Annotated in this window: 13 protein-coding genes and 1 riboswitch; of the genes, 8 read left to right on the forward strand and 5 right to left on the reverse strand. The window is 64.4% G+C overall.

The features are described 5' to 3' along the window. The first annotated feature begins 192 nt into the window (after window positions 1-192). On the forward strand, window positions 193-1203 hold the full coding sequence (locus IE071_RS11880; protein WP_189441405.1) for a polysaccharide deacetylase family protein: 1011 nt from the start codon (window positions 193-195) through the stop codon (window positions 1201-1203). 65 nt (window positions 1204-1268) lie between these two features. Here the strand turns inward: IE071_RS11880 and IE071_RS11885 are convergent, their stop codons facing one another. After that, window positions 1269-2309 carry a LysR family transcriptional regulator gene (locus IE071_RS11885; protein ID WP_189441406.1) on the reverse strand — a complete coding sequence of 347 codons (1041 nt, stop codon included), beginning with the start codon at window positions 2307-2309 and terminating at the stop codon, window positions 1269-1271. A gap of 122 nt (window positions 2310-2431) precedes the next feature. On the opposite strand from IE071_RS11885, the gene aceB reads away from it, so the two are divergent. Both aceB and aceA read left to right on the forward strand, forming a co-directional pair. Next, entirely contained in the window at window positions 2432-4060 is a 1629-nt protein-coding gene (gene aceB / locus IE071_RS11890) for a malate synthase A (RefSeq protein WP_189441407.1), read from the forward strand. 49 nt (window positions 4061-4109) lie between these two features. Continuing rightward, on the forward strand, window positions 4110-5408 hold the full coding sequence (gene aceA / locus IE071_RS11895) for an isocitrate lyase (RefSeq protein ID WP_189441408.1): 1299 nt from the start codon (window positions 4110-4112) through the stop codon (window positions 5406-5408). Between the two features lie 38 nt (window positions 5409-5446). On the opposite strand, the gene IE071_RS11900 is transcribed toward aceA, so the two are convergent. The 3 genes from IE071_RS11900 to IE071_RS11910 all read right to left on the reverse strand — a co-directional run bounded on the left by IE071_RS11900 (window position 5447) and on the right by IE071_RS11910 (window position 9219). Beyond that, a complete protein-coding gene (locus tag IE071_RS11900) occupies window positions 5447-7234 on the reverse strand; it encodes a cation:proton antiporter (protein ID WP_189441409.1) in 1788 nt (595 codons plus the stop codon). Between the two features lie 81 nt (window positions 7235-7315). After that, window positions 7316-8815, reverse strand: a complete 1500-nt coding sequence (locus tag IE071_RS11905) for a YifB family Mg chelatase-like AAA ATPase (protein ID WP_189441410.1) — start codon at window positions 8813-8815, stop codon at window positions 7316-7318. Between the two features lie 149 nt (window positions 8816-8964). Next, window positions 8965-9219: an accessory factor UbiK family protein gene (locus tag IE071_RS11910; RefSeq protein ID WP_189441809.1), complete on the reverse strand. Its 255-nt coding sequence runs from the start codon at window positions 9217-9219 to the stop codon at window positions 8965-8967. Between the two features lie 187 nt (window positions 9220-9406). On the opposite strand from IE071_RS11910, the gene glnK reads away from it, so the two are divergent. The 5 genes from glnK to IE071_RS11935 all read left to right on the forward strand — a co-directional run bounded on the left by glnK (window position 9407) and on the right by IE071_RS11935 (window position 16230). Further along, a complete protein-coding gene (gene glnK, locus IE071_RS11915; RefSeq protein WP_077440644.1) occupies window positions 9407-9745 on the forward strand; it encodes a P-II family nitrogen regulator in 339 nt (112 codons plus the stop codon). 100 nt (window positions 9746-9845) lie between these two features. Further along, a riboswitch (cobalamin riboswitch) is annotated at window positions 9846-10060 on the forward strand. 154 nt (window positions 10061-10214) lie between these two features. Continuing rightward, window positions 10215-12683, forward strand: a complete 2469-nt coding sequence (locus IE071_RS11920; protein WP_189441411.1) for a ribonucleoside-diphosphate reductase subunit alpha — start codon at window positions 10215-10217, stop codon at window positions 12681-12683. Between the two features lie 139 nt (window positions 12684-12822). Continuing rightward, on the forward strand, window positions 12823-13848 hold the full coding sequence (locus tag IE071_RS11925; RefSeq protein WP_189441412.1) for a ribonucleotide-diphosphate reductase subunit beta: 1026 nt from the start codon (window positions 12823-12825) through the stop codon (window positions 13846-13848). Between the two features lie 128 nt (window positions 13849-13976). Beyond that, complete coding sequence (locus IE071_RS11930; RefSeq protein WP_189441413.1) at window positions 13977-14363, forward strand: BlaI/MecI/CopY family transcriptional regulator; 387 nt, start codon at window positions 13977-13979, stop codon at window positions 14361-14363. A gap of 1 nt (window position 14364) precedes the next feature. Continuing rightward, the gene (locus IE071_RS11935) at window positions 14365-16230 is read left to right on the forward strand and encodes a M56 family metallopeptidase (RefSeq protein ID WP_189441414.1); all 1866 of its coding nucleotides are present in this window, start codon (window positions 14365-14367) and stop codon (window positions 16228-16230) included. 150 nt (window positions 16231-16380) lie between these two features. Here IE071_RS11935 and IE071_RS11940 read toward each other — a convergent pair whose 3' ends face one another. Beyond that, on the reverse strand, window positions 16381-18726 hold the full coding sequence (locus IE071_RS11940; RefSeq protein WP_189441415.1) for a S9 family peptidase: 2346 nt from the start codon (window positions 18724-18726) through the stop codon (window positions 16381-16383). Window positions 18727-19031 lie beyond the last annotated feature (305 nt).

Genomic DNA, 19031 nt, shown 5'->3' on the forward strand with positions numbered 1-19031 from the left:
GGCGTGATGGATCCCGTCCTGTTCGATTCGACCAAGGCGCTCACCGGTGTGTGACAGGTGCGTCCTTCCAGAAATCCTCTATCGCGATATCGCGGCGCTGCCGCTATTGGTCGCGGCACTAGTTCGTGCGCAGCTCCATTGCCGCGCATGGACTGGCTCAAGCACGCATCTGGCACCGTATCGGGGGAGAACATGAAGGGACCGCTGCACTTTGCCTGCATCGCGCTAATGTGCCTGTTGCCGGCTGCGCCCATGGCGGCGCAGACAGCAACCGCAACTGCATCCCTTGACCGGCGCATCGCGATCACCTTCGACGACCTGCCTTGGGCCAGCCTCGATCCGAACACGCCGCTGCCCGCTCAGGGCACGGTGCCGCCGCGCATCGCGGCCGAGTCTGCGCGCCTGGTGCAGGCAATCGAGGCCGCGGGGACGCCTGCCATCGGTTTCGTCAACTCCGCGCGCCTACTGGTCCGCGGCCAGCCGCAACCGGATCGCACGGCGATACTCGACGCCTGGCTCGATGCCGGACTGGAACTGGGCAACCACACCGCCACTCATGCTGACCTGCACGCCGTCGGCGTACAGGCCTACGAGGACGACATACTTGCCTGCGACCGTGTGCTGCGCCCACTGCTGGCCAAGCGCGACCATGAGCCGCAATGGTTCCGCCATCCTTACCTGCGCACCGGGCGCACGCTGGAAGACAAGGCGGCAATGGATGTCTTCCTCGCTGCGCACGGTTACCGCATCGCGCCGGTCACGATTACCGACTCCGACTGGATCTGGGCCGCTGCCTACGCCAAGGCTCTGGACGGCGGCGATGCCGCCACCCAGGCGAAGCTGCGCGCGCAATACGTGCCCTACCTGCTGCGCATGGTGAACTACTTCGAGCACCGCTCGATCAAGCTGCTTGGCTATGCGTTACCGCAGGTGATGCTGTTGCACGCCAATGCGCTCAATGCCGATACCTACCCCGATTTCGTCGCCGGGTTGCGTGCACGCGGCTACCGATTCGTCGGCATCGACGAGGCCATGCGCGATCCCGCCTATCGACGCGCGGACGAATTCACCAGCGCGCTCAGCACCAGTTGGATCCATCGCTGGGCGATAGCCGCAGGCAAGTCGTGGAAGTTCTACGGCGGCGAGCCGACTTCGCCGAAATGGGTGGTCGATCTGGCCGGCGTTCCCATTGGCCCGGAATAGCACCGGCTTGCAGGCGGTGGCGTGGTGCTGCAGTCGGCCGCGATGCGATGGCCCTGCGATGCTGCTCAGCGCTGCGAGTGCCCTGACTCGTCGTAGTCGCGATGGGTCAGCAGACCGGGACGAATCAGGTCGATGAAGGCACGCGCCTCGGCGCTGAGGAACTTGCCCTTGCGCATCACCACGCCGTAGCTGCGCTGCGGGAAGTACTGCTTCATGTTGCGCACGGCCAGACGTCCACGATCAGCCTCGGTGATGCAGATGCCGGTGACGATCGAGATGCCCATGCCCATCGCCACGTATTCCTTGATCACGTCCCAGCCACCGACTTCGATCGCGACGTGGTACGGCACTTGGCGCTGCTGGAACACCAGGTCGACCAGCCGGTAGGTGGACAGGCGCTGCGGCGGCAGGATCAAGCCGTACGGCGACAGATCCTCCAGCGTGATCTTCTCCTTCGCCGCCAGCGGATGATCCGGCGGCATGATCAGCATCGGATCGTAGTGATGCACTGGCGCCCAGGCGATGTCGTTCGGCACGTCGAGCATCGAGCCCACCGCGAAATCGGCATCGTCCGCGCGCAGCAGCGCCATGCCGTCCTTGCCGGTGACATTGGCCAGCTGCAGTTGCACGGCGGGAAAGCGTTCGCGAAAACGGCGCACCAGTTCGGGTAACAGGTATTGGATCGTCGAGGTGCCGGCCGCAATCGTCAGCCGGCCGCCCTGCAATCCCTGCACCCGGCTCTGAAAGTCGCGATCCAGCGTCTCCCAACCCTCGACCAGCGGTCGCGCCAGCTCGTACAGCACCTCGCCGGCATCGGTGAGGTTGATGCGGCGGCGCCGACGTTCGACCAGGCTCACGCCAAGTTCCCGCTCCAGCGCCTGCAACAGCAGGCTGACCGTGGGTTGCGACAGATACAGCGCCTCCGCGGCGCGGGTCAGCGTGCCCAGTTTCACCACGCTGACGAAGGCACGCAGCTGCTTGTGGCGGTTGCCCTTGTAGTAGTAACGGCCGCCGCTTTCCGCCGCCGGCTCAGCGTCGACACGCTTTTTTGTTGCGCTGCGGCGTATTTTTTTCGGCTTGTTCAGCGCGCCAACGGGCGTTTTCATGCTCTTCTTTCAATGTGTTGAAGCATGTATTGCTTATGCTCATATTAATGATTGAAACATTCACTTTGTCAAATATATGATTCCACCCTAGCTTCGAGTCATTCACGACACGGAGCGAACCCATGGCAGTACCGCAGGAACGACTCGATATCGGCGCCGTCGAGATCCATGCCGACCACACCGGTTACGAAAGCATCCTGACTCCCGCGGCGCTGGGTTTTCTGGCCCAGTTGCACCGCCGCTTTGACGCCACCCGGCAGCACTTGTTGCAGGCCCGGCGCGAACGTCAGGCGGGGTACGACGCTGGCGGTTTGCCGGATTTCCGCGCCGACACGCGGGCGATCCGCGAGTCCGACTGGACTGTGGCACCCATCCCGGCTGCACTGCAGGACAGACGCGTCGAGATCACCGGCCCGGTCGAACGCAAGATGATCATCAACGCGCTGAACTCCGGCGCGAAGGTGTTCATGGCCGACTTCGAGGATTCCTCGGCGCCCACCTTCGCCAACCAGCTCGACGGCCAGATCAACCTGCGCGATGCGGTGAACGGCACGATCGAGTTCAGCACGCCCGAGGGCAAGCACTACCGCGTCAATGAGAATCCGGCCGTGCTGGTGGTGCGTCCGCGTGGCTGGCACCTGCACGACAAGTTCTTCAGCGTGGACGGCGAGCCGATGGCCGGCGCGCTGGTCGACTTCGGCCTGTTCGTGTTCCACAACGCCCGTGCGCTGCACCGCCGCCAGCGCGGCCCGTATTTCTACCTGCCCAAGCTGGAGGCGATGGAAGAAGCCGCGCTATGGGACGAGGTGATGGCCGCCGCCGAAGACGAGCTGCAGCTGCCGGTCGGCACGATGAAGGCCACCGTGCTGATCGAGACGCTGCCGGCGGCATTCCAGATGCACGAGATCCTGCACGCGCTGCGACGCCGTGCGGTCGGTCTCAACTGCGGTCGCTGGGATTACATCTTCTCGTATCTGAAAACCCTGCGCGGTCATCGCGACCGCCTGCTACCGGAGCGTGGCCAGGTGCAGATGACCGCACCGTTCCTGAAGGCCTATTCCGAACTGTTGATCCAGACTTGCCATCGTCGCGGCGCGTTCGCGATGGGCGGCATGGCGGCACAGATTCCGATCAAGGGCGATGACGCCGCCAATGAGCTCGCGCTGGCCAAGGTACGCACCGACAAGCTGCGTGAAGTGCAGGCCGGCCACGATGGCACCTGGGTCGCACATCCCGCACTGGTGCCTGTCGCGCAGGAAATTTTCGACCGCTACATGCCGACACCGAACCAGCTCCGCGTGCTGCGCAAGGACGTTCAAGTAACCCGCGAGCAATTGCTCGCCGCGCCGAACGGCACGATCAGCCGCGCCGGTTTCGACAACAACGTCGAGGTCTGCCTGCGTTACACCGCCGCGTGGCTGGATGGTCTCGGCTGCGTGCCGATCCATCACCTGATGGAGGACGCCGCCACCGCCGAGATCGCCCGCGCGCAGCTGTGGCAATGGTTGCACCATGCCGACATTCCGGCCGGCGAAACGCCGACCGGGGGCGCGCTGGAATTCCCCGACCACGCGCCGATCGACTTCGCCCTGTTCGACCACGCCATGGCCGCGCACACCCATCGCCTGCGCGACAGCCAGCATCCCGGCGCCACCCGTGCCGATGCGGCCGCCGCCCTGCTTTCCGCCATGACCCACGCCGACCAGCTCGGCAACTTCCTGACTCTGCCCGCCTACGACCAGCTCGGCTGACGCCAGCTCGCCGAGCCTCACACCACCTTCGATTCCACGGAGCCACGCCATGAAAAACACCACGCTGCCCACCGCCGAACAGATCACCCTGGACTGGAACAACAACACCCGTTGGGCCGGCATCCAGCGCAACTACTCCGCTGAGGATGTGGTGCGTCTGCGCGGCACCGTCGCGGTCGAACACTCGCTGGCGCGACGTGGCGCCGAACGGCTGTGGAAGTCGCTGCACAAGGAGGACTTCGTCAACGCTCTCGGTGCGCTGACCGGCAACCAGGCGATGCAGCAGGTCAAGGCAGGTTTGCAGGCAATTTATTTGTCAGGCTGGCAGGTCGCCGCCGACGCCAACGTGGCCGGCGAAATGTATCCGGACCAGTCGCTGTATCCGGCCAACTCGGTGCCGCTGGTGGTCAAGCGCATCAACAACACCTTGCTGCGCGCCGACCAGCTGCACCATGCCGAAGGCAAGGACGATACCGACTGGCTGGTACCGATCGTGGCCGATGCCGAGGCTGGTTTCGGTGGCGTGCTGAACGCGTTCGAGCTGATGAAGGCGATGATCGAGGCCGGCGCCGCCGGCGTGCATTTCGAGGACCAGCTGGCCTCGGTGAAGAAGTGCGGCCACATGGGCGGCAAGGTGCTGGTGCCGACGCGCGAGGCGGTGGACAAGTTGAACGCCGCGCGCCTCGCCGCCGACGTCGCCGGCGTGCCGACCTTGCTGGTCGCGCGCACCGACGCCGATGCCGCCGACCTGCTCACTTCCGATATCGACGAGAACGACAAGGCCTTCGTCACCGGCGAGCGCACCGTGGAAGGTTTCTATCGCGTGCGTCCGGGCCTGGACCAGGCGATCAGCCGCGGCCTCGCCTACGCGCCGTACGCCGACCTGATCTGGTGCGAAACCAGCAAGCCGAACCTTGAAGATGCACGCAAGTTCGCCGAGGCGATCCACGCAAAATTCCCGTGCAAGATGCTGGCCTACAACTGCTCGCCCAGCTTCAACTGGAAGAAGAATCTGGACGACGCCACCATCGCGAAGTTCCAGAAGGAACTGGGCGCGATGGGCTACAAGTTCCAGTTCATCACCCTGGCCGGCTTCCACAGCCTCAACTACGGCATGTTCGATCTGGCGCATGGTTATGCGCGTCGCCAGATGAGCGCGTTCGTCGAACTGCAGGAAAAGGAATTCGCTGCCGCCGAGCGCGGCTTCACCGCGGTGAAGCATCAGCGTGAGGTCGGTACCGGCTACTTCGATGCGGTGACCCAGGCAATCCAGCAGGGTCAGTCCTCGACCACCGCGTTGACCGGTTCGACCGAGGAAGCGCAGTTCAAGCAGGCCTCAGCGGCGTAAAGACGCCATATTTGTAGGAGCGCACTTAAGGTGCGCTCCTACGATGCTGTCGGTGGCACCAGCGCAATCACCGTCCAGCCAGGCTTCGGCTCCAGCTCGCGTTTGGTCGAGGCCACCCGCAACGCGCCTTTCTCCTCCACGCCGAACATCAAGACGCTGTTCGAGCCGTACTGCTCGATGAAATGTGGCCAGTCGAAGGTAGTGCTCAGCTTGGTCGACTTGATCCGCCAGCCATGCTCGAGCATTTCGGCAAAGCGGCCGTGGGTCATCTCCTCGTCGAACAGCGGTGGCGCCAGCAGACTGCCGGACAGCGCCGCGCGATCGGTGTTTTCCTGCGGCGTCAGGTTGCGCAGCCGATAGACCTTGTCGCGACCGAACTCCTGCCGGTAATGCACGCAGGCCAGCGAATTGCGTTCGCGATGGGTGGACACTGCCAGCAGACGACCAATGCCGGTGAGATCGAGATAGCGCTCCGCATGCGGCGACGCCGGATTGCCAAAGAACGTGGCGAGCCCGTCCATGCGCGCGTGACGGATGCCGTCCCAATCGTCATCGGCGAGCATCACGTGGAAGCCAGCCTCGCTCAACACCTTGCCGATCGCCCGCGCCACTTCATCGGAGCCGAAGATCAGCAGTCCGCGTGGCTCCGGTTCGGCCACCTTCAGCCACAACGCCAAAGGCCGCGCCGTGGCACTCTGCAGTACCACCGTGCCGATAATCAGGATGAACACCAGCGGCACCAGCGCCCCGGCACCGGCCACGCCCAGCGCATCCAGCCGCAGTGCAAACAGCGCCGACACCGAAGCGGCCACGATGCCACGCGGCGCCACCCAGCCGATCAATGCCCGTTCGCGCCAGCTCAGTCCGCTGCCCAGACTCGACAGCAGCACGGTCAACGGTCGCACGACCAGTTGCGCAATCGCGAACAGCGCGATGCCCGCGCCGAGCATGCCATCCGGCAACGGCCAGTGCAGACGCGCCGCCAGCAGGATGAACAGCAGCGACACCAGCACCGTGGTGAGGCTTTCCTTGAAGTCGAGGATGTCGTCAATATGCACGCCGCGCATATTGCCCAGCGCGATGCCCATGATGGTCACCGCCAGCAATCCCGATTCATGCGTGATCACGTTCGAGACGCTGAAGGCGAACAGTACCGCCGCCAGCACCGCATAGTTCTGCAGGTATTCGGGGATCAGCTGCCGACGCAGCAGGAAGCCGGTCAGCCATGCACTCAGCGCGCCGGTTATCGCACCACAGCCGATCGTGGCGATGAAGATGCCGATGGTGTGACCCTCCTGCCGCGACACGATCGCCTCGAAGATCAGCACCGCGAACAGCGCACCGAGCGGATCGATCACGATGCCTTCCCAGCGCAAGGTGTTGGCGATGCGGGCATTCGGTCGCAGCGTGCGCAACATCGGCGCGATCACCGTCGGCCCGGTGACGCAGGCCAGCGCGCCGAACAGCAAGGCGATCGACCAGCTCAGCCCGGCCACCAGATGGGCCGCCAGCGCCAGCAGCAGCAACGCGGTCACTGCGCCGTAACTGACCAGGCCGCGCACCACATGGCCGATGCCCGGCAATTCGTGGAAGCGCAGGGTGAGGCTGCCCTCGAACAGGATCAGCGCCACCGCCAGCGATACGATTGGAAACAACAGACCGCCCAGCAGTTTGTCGGGATCGAGCACGCCGCTGACCGGCCCCAGCAGAATGCCGGCCAGCAGCAGGAACAGGATTGCCGGCAGCTTCACCCGCCACGCCAGCCACTGCGCCAGGAAGCCGATCATCAGCATGCCGGCGAGCATCAGGCCGAGCTCGATAGTCATCGCATTCCTTGGGCGAACCTCAAGCCACTATCGGAGCATGCGACGGCGGACACGTCCAGCCGAGAGGCCGGCGGGCGCGGTTCAGAAGCGTCTGTATTGCAGCGCTTCGGCCAGATGCTCTCGTTCCAGCAAAGCTGCACCACCATCGAGGTCGGCAATCGTGCGCGCGACCCGCAACACGCGGTGATAGGCACGCGCGGATAAGCCCAGTCGTTCCAGCGCCGTCTCGAACCAGCGCCGTTCAGCCGGGCCCAACGCGCAATCACGCTCCAGCTCGCGCGTGCTGATTTCCGCGTTCGGCCGGCCTGCCCGCATCAGCGATTGCCGACGCGCCTTGAGTACGCGCGCGCGCACGGTGGCGGAATCCTCGTCGCGCTCGCTGCGTGGCGCACCGAGATCGGCGAGGGGTACCGGCGGCACTTCCACGCAAAGATCGATGCGGTCGAGCAGCGGTCCGGAAATGCGCGAACGATAACGCTGGATCTGATCCGGCGTGCATTGGCAGCGTTGGCGCGGGTCGCCCACATAGCCGCATGGACACGGATTCATCGCCGCCACCAGTTGGAACTGCGCGGGGAACGTCGATTGCCGCGCGGCCCGCGAGATCACGATATGGCCGGACTCCATCGGCTCGCGCAGCACTTCCAGCACGTGCCGGCTGAACTCCGGCAACTCGTCCAGGAACAGCACACCGTTGTGCGCCAGCGAGATCTCGCCCGGCCGCGGATACGAGCCGCCGCCGACCAGCGCCACCGCCGACGCGGTGTGATGCGGCGCCCGGAACGGCCGGCGACGCCATTGCGCAAGATCGGTATCCTGCCCGGCCACCGACAGCACCGAGCAGGTTTCCAGCGCCTCCGACTCGGACAACGGCGGCAGGATGCCGGGCAGCCGCTCGGCCAGCATGGTCTTGCCGGTACCTGGCGGTCCCACCAACAGCAGGTGATGGCCACCAACCGCGGTGATCTCCAGCGCGCGCCGCGCCTGCAACTGGCCGCGCACATCGCGCAGATCCGGGCCACCGTTCGCGCCGCCATCGCTGGGAATGCCGATCGGCGCGGACAGCTCCTGCGCCCCGCGCAACCAGCCACATACCTCGGCCAGCGTGTCGGCCACCCGCACATCCACATCCGGCACCAATGCCGCCTCGGCGGCATTCTCGCGTGGCACTACCACGCGACGGCCGCGCGCGCGCGCGCGCAACAGCGCTGGCAGCACACCGGAAACGCTGCGCAGCGAACCGGTCAATGCCAGCTCGCCAAGAAATTCGCAATCGTCCAATTTCTCGCGCGGCACCTGGCCACTGGCCGCGAGTATGCCCAATGCAATCGACAGGTCGAAACGACCGCCATCCTTGGGCAGCTCGGCCGGCGCCAGATTCACGGTGACACGGCGGTTGGGATATTCGAAGGCGGTGTTCTGGATCGCCACGCGCACGCGATCACGCGCTTCGCGCACTGCCGCCTCGGGCAAGCCAACAATATTGGTGGCGGGCAGACCGCCGGACAGGTGTACTTCCACCATCACCTGCGGCGCGGCGATCCCTTCCTGGGCGCGGCTGAGGGTGACGGCAAGACTCATGCGGACGCTGGCTGCTCACGCACGGAGAAGTCGCTGATATGCAAGGACATCGCGCGACTCCATCGACAGTGCTGGATAAATAACCGCCCCCGATCGTTCTCGGGGTGAGGGTGACGGATCGGGGGCGGCTCCCGGGAGGTTGGTTGTTGCTAGCCCCCGCGGGCAGCTACGGTGGCCTCAAGTTCGGCCACGCGTCGCTCCAATTCGTCGACCTTGGCGCGGGTACGCGCCAGCACCTGTGTCTGGACTTCGAATTCTTCGCGGGTGACCAGGTCGAGGCGGCGCAGTCCCTGCGCCAAAACGTCCTGGAAGTTGGCTCGCAAATCCTGTTGCGCCTGTGCCAATCCTGGCGGTACCAACGACACAAGTCGCAGGGCAATCTGATCGATATCCTGCCTGTTCATCGTGAACAGCGCCTCAAGCTCGTCGAGATAAATAGTAGATGAATGGAAATCGAGGCTGCCATCGGTACGCTCCGTCAAAAACTGTAGGGATTGTCCTACACGGGCAGCGCTCAGGCGACAAGCCTGCGCCGGGCAGGCAGAATGCCGCTTTATCGTGTCGATCTGTGTCGACATCAAGGAAAAGCCCATGAAGCTAGTCGTGGCGATCATCAAGCCATTCAAGCTGGACGATGTGCGCGAAGCGCTGGCCGAGGTCGGCGTGCAGGGCGTGACGGTGACCGAGGTGAAAGGCTTCGGCCGCCAGAAGGGCCACACCGAGCTGTACCGCGGCGCCGAATACGTGGTCGATTTCCTGCCCAAGATCAAGCTGGAGGTGGCGATCGCCGACGACCAGCTCGATCGCGTGCTGGAAGCGATCCAGCACTCCGCCCGCACCGGCAAGATCGGCGATGGCAAGATTTTCGTCAGCACGCTGGAACAGGTGATCCGCATCCGCACCGGCGAGCTGGATCACGACGCGCTCTGAAATAAAGCGCATCCCCGCAGAACCCGCGCCGCTGCTTGCCGCGCCCGGCTTATCCCCCGACTTGTGCACAACTTGTTGGGTTGACCCTACCCGACGCACCCGATATGTTGTGTCCGTCGGTGCCCGTCCAGACGCGATCGTCGGTCGGGCTTAAAAGGGAATCCGGTGTAATTCCGGAACTGCCCCGCAGCGGTAAAGCGGAAACGAACGCACCCACATGCACTGGCCTTCGACGGCTGGGAAGCGGGAGCAAGTAGGCGGATCGCAAGATCCATGTCCGCAAGTCCGAAGACCTGCCGGCACATCGGGACGAACGTGTCCCGATGCGTAGTGACGGCTTCCGCGGGGAAGCACGTCGCAGTGCAGTAGGCCAAACGGCAGCTGCATTGTGAGCCATCCCCGGAATCCATCGCTTCAGGCCCTGTGCGCGGGAGCAGGCGTTTGATGTCCATGCCGGGAGCCACCAGCCATGCAACCCCTCGATACCGCCACCCGCGAGCGCACCGTCGCGCGCGTCGATTCACCCACTACTGAAACCACCGTACCGCTCTCGCCTGAAACTGCCTTCAGCCTGACCCCGCCACACAACCCCGCGCAGATGCGCGTGACCAAGCGCAATGGCGGCCAGGAAACCGTCGACGTCAACAAGATTGTGCGTGCGGTGACCCGCAGCAGCGAAGGCCTGCATGGCGTCGATCCGTTGCGCGTGGCGCTGAAGACCATCGGCGGCCTGTACGACGGCGCCACCACCCAGGAGCTGGACCAGCTTTCCATCCGCACCGCCGCGGCACTGACCGCTGAAGAACCGGAGTACGGCCAGCTCGCCGCGCGCCTGCTTGGCGCCTACATCGACAAGGAAGTGAGCGGCCAGGAAATCCAGAGTTTCTCGCAGTCAATCGCGCGCGGCGCGGAACTGGGCATCCTCAACGCGCGCCTGCGCGACTTCGTCGCCATCAACGCACGCAAGTTGAACGACGCGATCGATCCGCTCGCCACCCGCCGCTTCGAATACTTCGGCCTGCGCACGGTGTACGACCGTTACCTGCTGCGCCATCCGCAGCTGCGTTTCGTGATCGAGACGCCGCAGCATTTCTTCATGCGCATCGCCTGCGCGCTCGGTGGCAACGAGATCGGCGAAACGCTGGAACTCTATCGGCTGCTATCCTCGCTGGAATACATCGCCAGCTCGCCCACGCTGTTCAATGCCGGCACTGCACACGAGCAGTTGAGCTCGTGCTACCTGCTCGACTCGCCGCTCGACTCGCTGGAGTCGATCTACGACAAGTACGCCGACGTCGCCAAGCTCAGCAAGTTCGCCGGCGGCATCGGCCTGGCGTATTCGCGGGTGCGTTCGCGCGGTTCGCTGATCAAGGGTACCAACGGCCATTCCAATGGCCTGCTGCCATGGCTGAAGACACTGGATGCCTCGGTCGCCGCGGTGAACCAGGGCGGCAAGCGCAAGGGCGCGGCCTGCGTGTACCTGGAATCGTGGCATGCCGACATCGAGGATTTCCTCGCGCTGCGCGACAACACCGGCGATGACGCACGCCGCGCGCACAACCTCAACATCGCGAACTGGATTCCCGACGAATTCATGCGCCGCGTTGAAAGCGATGGCGACTGGTCGCTGTTCGATCCGAAGGTGATGCCGCACCTGGTCGACAGCTGGGGCGAAACCTTCGATCGCGCCTATCGCGAAGCCGAAACGAACGGCCTCGCCGTGAAGACGGTGAAGGCGCGCGAGTTGTATGCCCGCATGATGCGCACGCTGGCGCAGACCGGCAACGGCTGGATGACGTTCAAGGATCGCTGCAACGCCACCAGCAATCAGACGGCCAATCCCGACAACGTGATCCACCTGTCCAACCTGTGCACCGAGATCCTCGAAGTGAGCTCGGCCAGCGAGACGGCCGTGTGCAATCTGGGCTCGGTGAACCTGGCGCGGCACGTCGTTGACGGCGCCTTCGACTTCGAACAGCTCGCCTCGACCGTGCGCACCGCCGTGCGCCAGCTCAACCGGGTGATCGATCTCAACTTCTATCCGATCGACACCGCGCGCGCCGCCAACATGAAGTGGCGCCCGGTCGGTCTCGGCGTGATGGGCCTGCAGGACGTGTTCTTCAAGCTGCGGCTGCCGTTCGATTCAACCGAAGCGCTGGCACTGTCCACCCGCATCGCCGAGGAGATCTATTTCCACGCGCTGTCGATGTCGACCGAACTCGCTGCGGTCGAAGGCGCACACCCGGGCTTTGCCGAAAGCCGCGCCGCGAACGGTGAACTGCAGTTCGACTACTGGCCGAATGCCGCGCCGCAAGACAGCGCGCGCTGGGATGCCCTGCGTGAACGCATCAAGCAGCACGGCCTGCGCAACTCGCTGCTGATCGCAATCGCACCGACCGCCACGATCGCCTCGATCGCCGGCTGCTACGAGTGCATCGAGCCGCAGGTCAGCAACCTGTTCAAACGCGAGACGCTGTCGGGTGATTTCCTGCAGGTCAATCGTTACCTCGCCGACGAACTCAAGACCCTCGGTCTGTGGACATCGGAGATCCGCGACGCGATCAAGCTGGCGGAAGGATCGATCCAGGGTATCGGCGCGATTCCGGAACGCCTGCGTACGATCTATCGCACGGTGTGGGAGCTGCCGCAGAAGGCACTGATCGAACTCGGTGCCGCGCGTGGCGCCTATATCGACCAGAGCCAGTCGCTGAACCTGTTCATGGAAAACCCGAACATTGGGCAGCTGAGCTCGATGTACATGTACGCGTGGAAGGCTGGCATCAAGACGACGTACTACCTGCGCTCGCGCCCCGCTACGAAGATCGCCAAGACCACGGTGACGGCGGACCGGACCGTGCTGGTAGTGGATCAGGCGCAAGCGAATGCCGCGGTGTTCTGCTCGCTGGAAAATCCCGAGTACTGCGAAGCCTGCCAGTAAGTCCATAAGCTCCTCCCCCTGCATGCAGGGGGAGGTCGGGAGGGGGTTGCCCGAGCTTGCGAGAAGATCAAGAGCGACCCCACCCCTACCCTCCCCTGCAAGCAGGGGAGGGAGCTAATTTCCGCATCGAAGGAACATTATGTCCGCCCAACCCCTCCGCAACGCGCACATCCTCGACCCCGGCTTCGAGCTCACCCTGCGCCCGATGCGTTATCCCGGTTTCTACGAGATGTACCGCAACGCGATCAAGAACACCTGGACCGTCGAGGAAGTGGATTTCTCGATGGACACGGCCGATCTCTCGTCGAAAATGTCCGCCGCCGATCGCCACCTGATTCATCGCCTGGTGGCGTTCTTCGCCACCGGCGACGCCATCGTGTCGAACAACCTGGTGTTGAACCTGTATCAGCACATCAATTCGCCCGAAGCGCGCATGTATCTGTCGCGCCAGCTGTACGAGGAAGCGCTGCATGTGCAGTTCTATCTCACCCTGCTCGACACCTATATTCCTGATCCGGCCGAGCGCAACAAGGCGTTCGCGGCGATCGAGAACATTCCCTCGATCCGCGCCAAGGGCGAGTTCTGTTTCAAGTGGATCGACTCGATCCAGAACCTGCAACGGCTGGAAACCCGCGAACAGCGGCGTCAGTTCCTGCTCAACCTGATCTGCTTCGCCGCCTGCATCGAAGGCCTGTTCTTCTATGCCGCGTTCGCCTACGTCTACTACCTGCGCTCGCGCGGACTGCTGCATGGTCTCGCCGCCGGCACCAACTGGGTGTTCCGCGACGAGAGCGGCCACATGGCATTCGCATTCGATGTCGTGCGCACCGTGCGCGAACAGGAGCCCGAGCTGTTCGACGATGCCATGCGCGCGCAGGTCGAGCAGATGATGGAAGACGCGATCGCCTGCGAAGCCCTGTTCGCCGAGGATGTGCTTTCTGGCGGCGTGGTCGGCCTGTCGGTGAAGGACATGCGCCAGTACCTCGAATACTGCGCCGACCAGCGCCTCGCCCAGCTCGACATGCCGAAGAAATACGGCGCGAAGAACCCGTTCGACTTCATGGATCTGCAGGACGTACAGGAAGTGACCAATTTCTTCGAACGCCGGGTGTCGGCGTATCAGGTCGGCGTGCAGGGCGAAGTGGCGTTCGATATGGCGTTCTGACGCGCCGGGTTCACCGGTCGGCCCTGTTGTGCCACGCAGCGAGCGTCGGGAGTACCGTCCGACCTATTGACTACACGTGTAGGCATGGCGTAGCGTGACTACATCTGTAGTCACACGGACCTCCGGCCATGCGCAAGTCCACCATCGGCGACCAGGAACTGGCGCTACTGCATCACATCGACGAATGCGGCCACGCCTCGGTGGGCGAGGTGGCCGCCGGCTACGGCGAGCCGCGCGGATTGGCGCGCTCCACCGTGCTGACCATGATGGAACGCCTGCGCAGCAAGGGTTATCTCAAGCGCCGGCAGGTCAAGGGCATGTTCCGCTACAGCACCGCCACCGGACCCGGCGAGGCGATGCGCAGCGCGGTCGGCAGCTTTGTCGAGAAGACGCTGAGTGGCTCGGTCTCGCCGTTCGTGGCGTGGATGTCCGAGCGCGCCGAGGTCTCCGACACGGAACTGGCCGAACTCGAAGCGCTGGTGACTCAACTGCAGTCCAAGCGCAAGGAGTCGTGAGATGGCCTCGCTGACTGTCCTGCTCGATACCCTGCTGATCCGGCTGGCCTGGACTTCGGCCCAGGCCGTGCTGCTGATCGGTGCCGTCTGGTTGATCGGCCGCTTGCTGCCGCAACTACCGTCCGCGTTGCGCTGCACGCTGTGGTGGCTGGTGGGCCTGCAGCTGATCCTCGGGCTGTGCTGGAGCTCGCCACTGCAACTGCGCGTGCTGGCGCCGGCACCGCAGATCGCGACTGTTGCGCAAGACCACGCTGCATTGCCGAGTGCTCTCATTGCAAATGCCGTATCCACGATCCACGTGCTGCCCGCTTCGGTCCAACCGACACCGGCTGCGTGGTATTCGCACTGGCGGCTGATCCTGATTTCGCTGTGGCTGGCCGCGGTGCTCGTGCAGTTGCTCATCACAGGCAAACAGTGGCGCGAGTCGCGCCACGTGCTGCGCGACTCGCAGCCGTTGACCGATGATTCGTTGCGCGCCGTATGCGCGGATCAGGCGCACAAACTGGGACTGCGCCGTCAGCCGGAGCTGCGTGTTTCCGCCGCGATCAGTTCGCCGCAAGTCACCGGCCTGTGGCGCACGACCGTGCTGCTGCCGGCGGATCAGCGATTGACCCTGACCGAGTCGTCGATGGCGCTGGCTCACGAGCTGGCGCATCTGCGCCGTGGCGATCTATGGCTGGGCTGGATCCCGGCCGTCGCGCAGCGGCTGTTCTTCTTTCATCCCCTGGTGACGTGGGCGGTGCGTGAGTACGCGCTGAGCCGCGAAGCCGCCTGCGATGCGCAGGTGCTGCAGCAGACCGGCACGATGCCGCAGGCCTACGGCCATCTGCTGCTGCGTCTGGGTGTTGCCCACCCGATGCACTCCGGCCTGGCCGGAGCTTCGCCATCGTTCCATAACCTGAAGAGGCGACTGACCATGTTGCAGCAGTCCGATAACCTGTCCCGGCAGCGCATGCGCGGATGGCCGTTGATCATCCTGATCGTGCTGGCCGGCGTGTTGCCTTATCGCGTCACGGCGAGCGCTCCATCGGCGAGCTCGCCGCAAACAGCGTCATCGACACAGGCGACGCCCAGCGCCCTTGCACCGCTGGCGCCGTTGCCACCCTTGCCGCCCTTGCCGCCTTCACCACCGCCACCGCTTCCGCCAGCTCCGCCACCACTGCCGCCGCTTCCTCCACCCCCACCGCCACCGCCGCCGAATCCCGGAAGCAGCTTTTCGGCACGGCATGTCGATATCGACACCTATGCGAATGCCCGCAACGGCTTCGCCCTGATCGACAGCGATGCAGTCACCATCAGCGGCTCGGAGAACGACCTCAAGACCGTGGAGCAACTGCGCAAGACCAACACGCCGATGCTGTGGTTCCGCCGTGGCGACAAGGCCTATCTGATCCGGGATACAAGCTACATCCAGCGCGCCAAGGCGCTCTATGCCCCGGTGACCGCGCTGAGCAAGCAACAGGGCAGCCTGGGTGGCGAACAGGGTCGGCTCGGCGGCTTGCAGGGCGGGCTTGGTGCACGCCAGGGCGCGCTGGGATCGCAGCAGGGACAGCTCGCCAACCAGCAGGCAAAGCTGGCCAGTGAACAGGCCGCGCTGAGCGGACAAGCCAACAACGACAAACGTCAGGCTGAGCTCGATGCCAGGCAGGTAACGCTGCGGTCACGTGAAGACGAACTCGGCCGCCAACAGGATGATCTTGGGCGGCAGCAGGAAGCACTGGGCAAGCAGCAGGAAGCGCTTGGTGCCAAACAGGAAGCCCTCGGCAAACGCCAGGAAGAGGCCACCGCGCAGGCCAATCAGCAGGTCGGCAAACTGCTCGACGAAGCGCTGGCCAAGGGCGCCGCGCAAATCATCAGTCCCCGCTGACAAATGAAATGGCCCGGTCAACGAGTAACGCCTGACCGGGCCATTCCTTTATCGCGTACTCAGCATGATCGCAGTACCGGACGAACCCGATTCCTGCATGGTGCTTTGGATTTGCAGCACTCCGCTCTTCCGTGAAAGAGCGGATGAAGCTCAGTCCTTCGGCACCTTCATCTCGTACTCGCGCGGCGGCGTGTCGCCGGCGAGGTTGTGCACGAAGTAATCCCAGCGCCGACGGGTCACGTACGGCGTGGCCTTGCCGTAGCCGTGGTGGGCGTTGGGAATCAGCAGCAGGTCGAAATCCTTGTTCGCCTTGATCAACGCATCGACCACCAGCAGCGTGCTCGATGTGGGCACGTTGTCGTCCATGGTGCCGTGGGTCAGCATCAGGTGGCCCTTGAGGTTCTTCGCGTAGCTCTGATTGGCCTGGGCGTCGTAGTTGGTGCTGCCGTCCTTGTTGGTCACCAGCAGGCCCTGCCACTTCTCGGCCCAGTCGTCCTCGTAATTGCGGTTCTCGTGATTGCCGCTTTCGGCCCAGCCGACCTTGAAGAAATCCGGGTAGTGGAACATCGCGCCCGCGGTGGCATTGCCGCCGCCGGAATGACCCCAGATGCCGACGCGATCCAGATCGACCCACGAATACTTCGCACCGAGCTGGCGGATCGCGGTGACCTGGTCCGGCAGGGTGTTGTCCTCGACGTGCTCGAAGTAGGCATCATGGAACGCCTTCGAGCGCCACGGCGTACCCATGCCGTCGATCGCCACGACGATGAAGCCGAGTTCCGCCAGCTCCTGATGATCGCCACGCGACGGCATGAAGCTGCGGCTGCCGACCGAGCCGGTCTGCGGACCGGGATAGACGTAGTCGACGATCGGATACTTCTTCGACGCATCGAAGTTCGTCGGCTTGAACATCAGCCCGTACAGGTCGGTCTTGCCATCGCGCCCCTTCACCGTGAACGGAACCGGCGGCACCCAGCCGGCGGCTTTCAGGCGCGAGATGTCGGCCGTGGCCACGGTCGACATGGCGCGGCCATCATCGGTGTTGCGCAGCACGGTCACCGGCGGCTCCGTCGGGGTGGAATACGCATCGACGAACAGACGTCCATCCGGCGACAACGCCACCGTGTGGTCGGCCGGCTCCGGCGTCAGCAGGGTCGGCTTGCCGCCGTCGAGACTGACCTTGTAGAACTGCTGGTAGTACGGGTTCACGCCCTGCTCGCGACCGACGCCGCGGAACCACAGCGTGCGCGTCTTCGGATCGAGCTTCAGCACCTGGGTGACGTTGCCGTCGCCGGTGGTAATCGCGCGCTTGAGCTTGCCGGTGTCGAGGTCGTACAGGTACAGCTGGCCCCAGTTGGTGCGCTCGGAGAACCAGACCGCCTCGTGGCTTTCGGGCAGGTAGAACCAGTTGACCTGCTCGTTGCCGGATTCGTAATAGGTCTTGACGCTTTCCTCGAACACCGTGCGCACCGCGCCGCTCTTCGCATCGGCGATGCGGAACCATTCGTGCTTGTGGTCACGCGAGGTGGACACGAAGGCCAGCGTCTTGCCGTCCGGCGCCCACTTCACGTCGTCCCAGCCACCGTCGGGGCCGCAGCTGACGTCATCGCACAGAGTCGAGCGATGCTGGTCCGCCGGCATGTTCAGACGCACTACCTTGTGGCTCGGCACGTCGATGATGACGCGCTCGATCATGGTCACGTCCTTGTCGCCGACCAGCGGATACTTCCACGCCTCCAGCTTCGGGTGACCGACGTTGGTGCTGATCATGTACATGTCGCCGGTCTTGCGCTGGTCCTGCTGGAACGTGGCGATCTGGGTCGAATCCGGCGACCACACCAGGATCGCGTTGTCAGTGTGCTTCCAGCCGGCGTTGTCGGTGGCGTAGCCGAAGTTCTCCACGCCATCGGTGGTGAGCTGCGTTTCCTTGCCGCTGGCGACGTCGCGCAGCCACAGGTTCCAGTTGCGGATGAAGGCTTCGGTCTTCTTGTCCGGCGACAGCACGCCGGGCTCGTTGCCCTGAGCCGCCTTGCCATCGGTCTTCGCGCCGCTGCCGGCGGTGCAGGTTCCGGCGGCTTGCAGGTCGCACAGGTAATGCGCATCCCTGACCGCGATATCGACACGGCCATCTGGCATCACGCTGTAGCCGGTAATCGGCAGTTTCTTCGCGTCGACCGGCTTGCCGGTCACCTTGCCCAGTGCGTCTGCGAGCTTGGCCTGATCGAACAGCGGCGTGACCTTGCCGCTGGCCGCGTCCATCTGCACGAAATGGTCGCCGTTGCTGTCGTGATCGCGATACCAGAAATGGCCGTCGTCCAGCCAGTTCACCTTCTGCACCGCGTGGTCGACCAGCGGCATGGTGTTGTAGATGGCGAAGCGCTCCGCGCGTGCGTAGTCCTCCGTCCCCAGGGTGCGCCCCTGCGCGGCCACAGCCGTCGACAGCAGACCCAAGATCACTGCGCCGAACAGACGCGACTTGCCGATCACCACATACATACTTTGACCTCCACGAAACCCCTGGATGGCGCAACCGCTGGCGGCCGCGTCGACGCATAACCGCCCGATGCTAACGCGATATCGCGTCGCGCTCCCTGTGCCAAAGGTCCATGTCACCCTGCCGCCGGCCGGTGGGCGGAAAAACGGTGCACGGGCGCCGGATTTCGCCAGCGGATGGCGCAGTGACGCCACTCTGCCCTCTTTGCCCGGTACCCATCACCACGGCGCACTGCTCGGCGGCCAAAACCGGCCTGATGCGACCGACTCAGCAACCGCGCCGGCCATTGCTTGACGCGCATATGGCA

This window comes from Rhodanobacter panaciterrae (assembly GCF_014651895.1).
Lineage (GTDB): Bacteria > Pseudomonadota > Gammaproteobacteria > Xanthomonadales > Rhodanobacteraceae > Rhodanobacter > Rhodanobacter panaciterrae.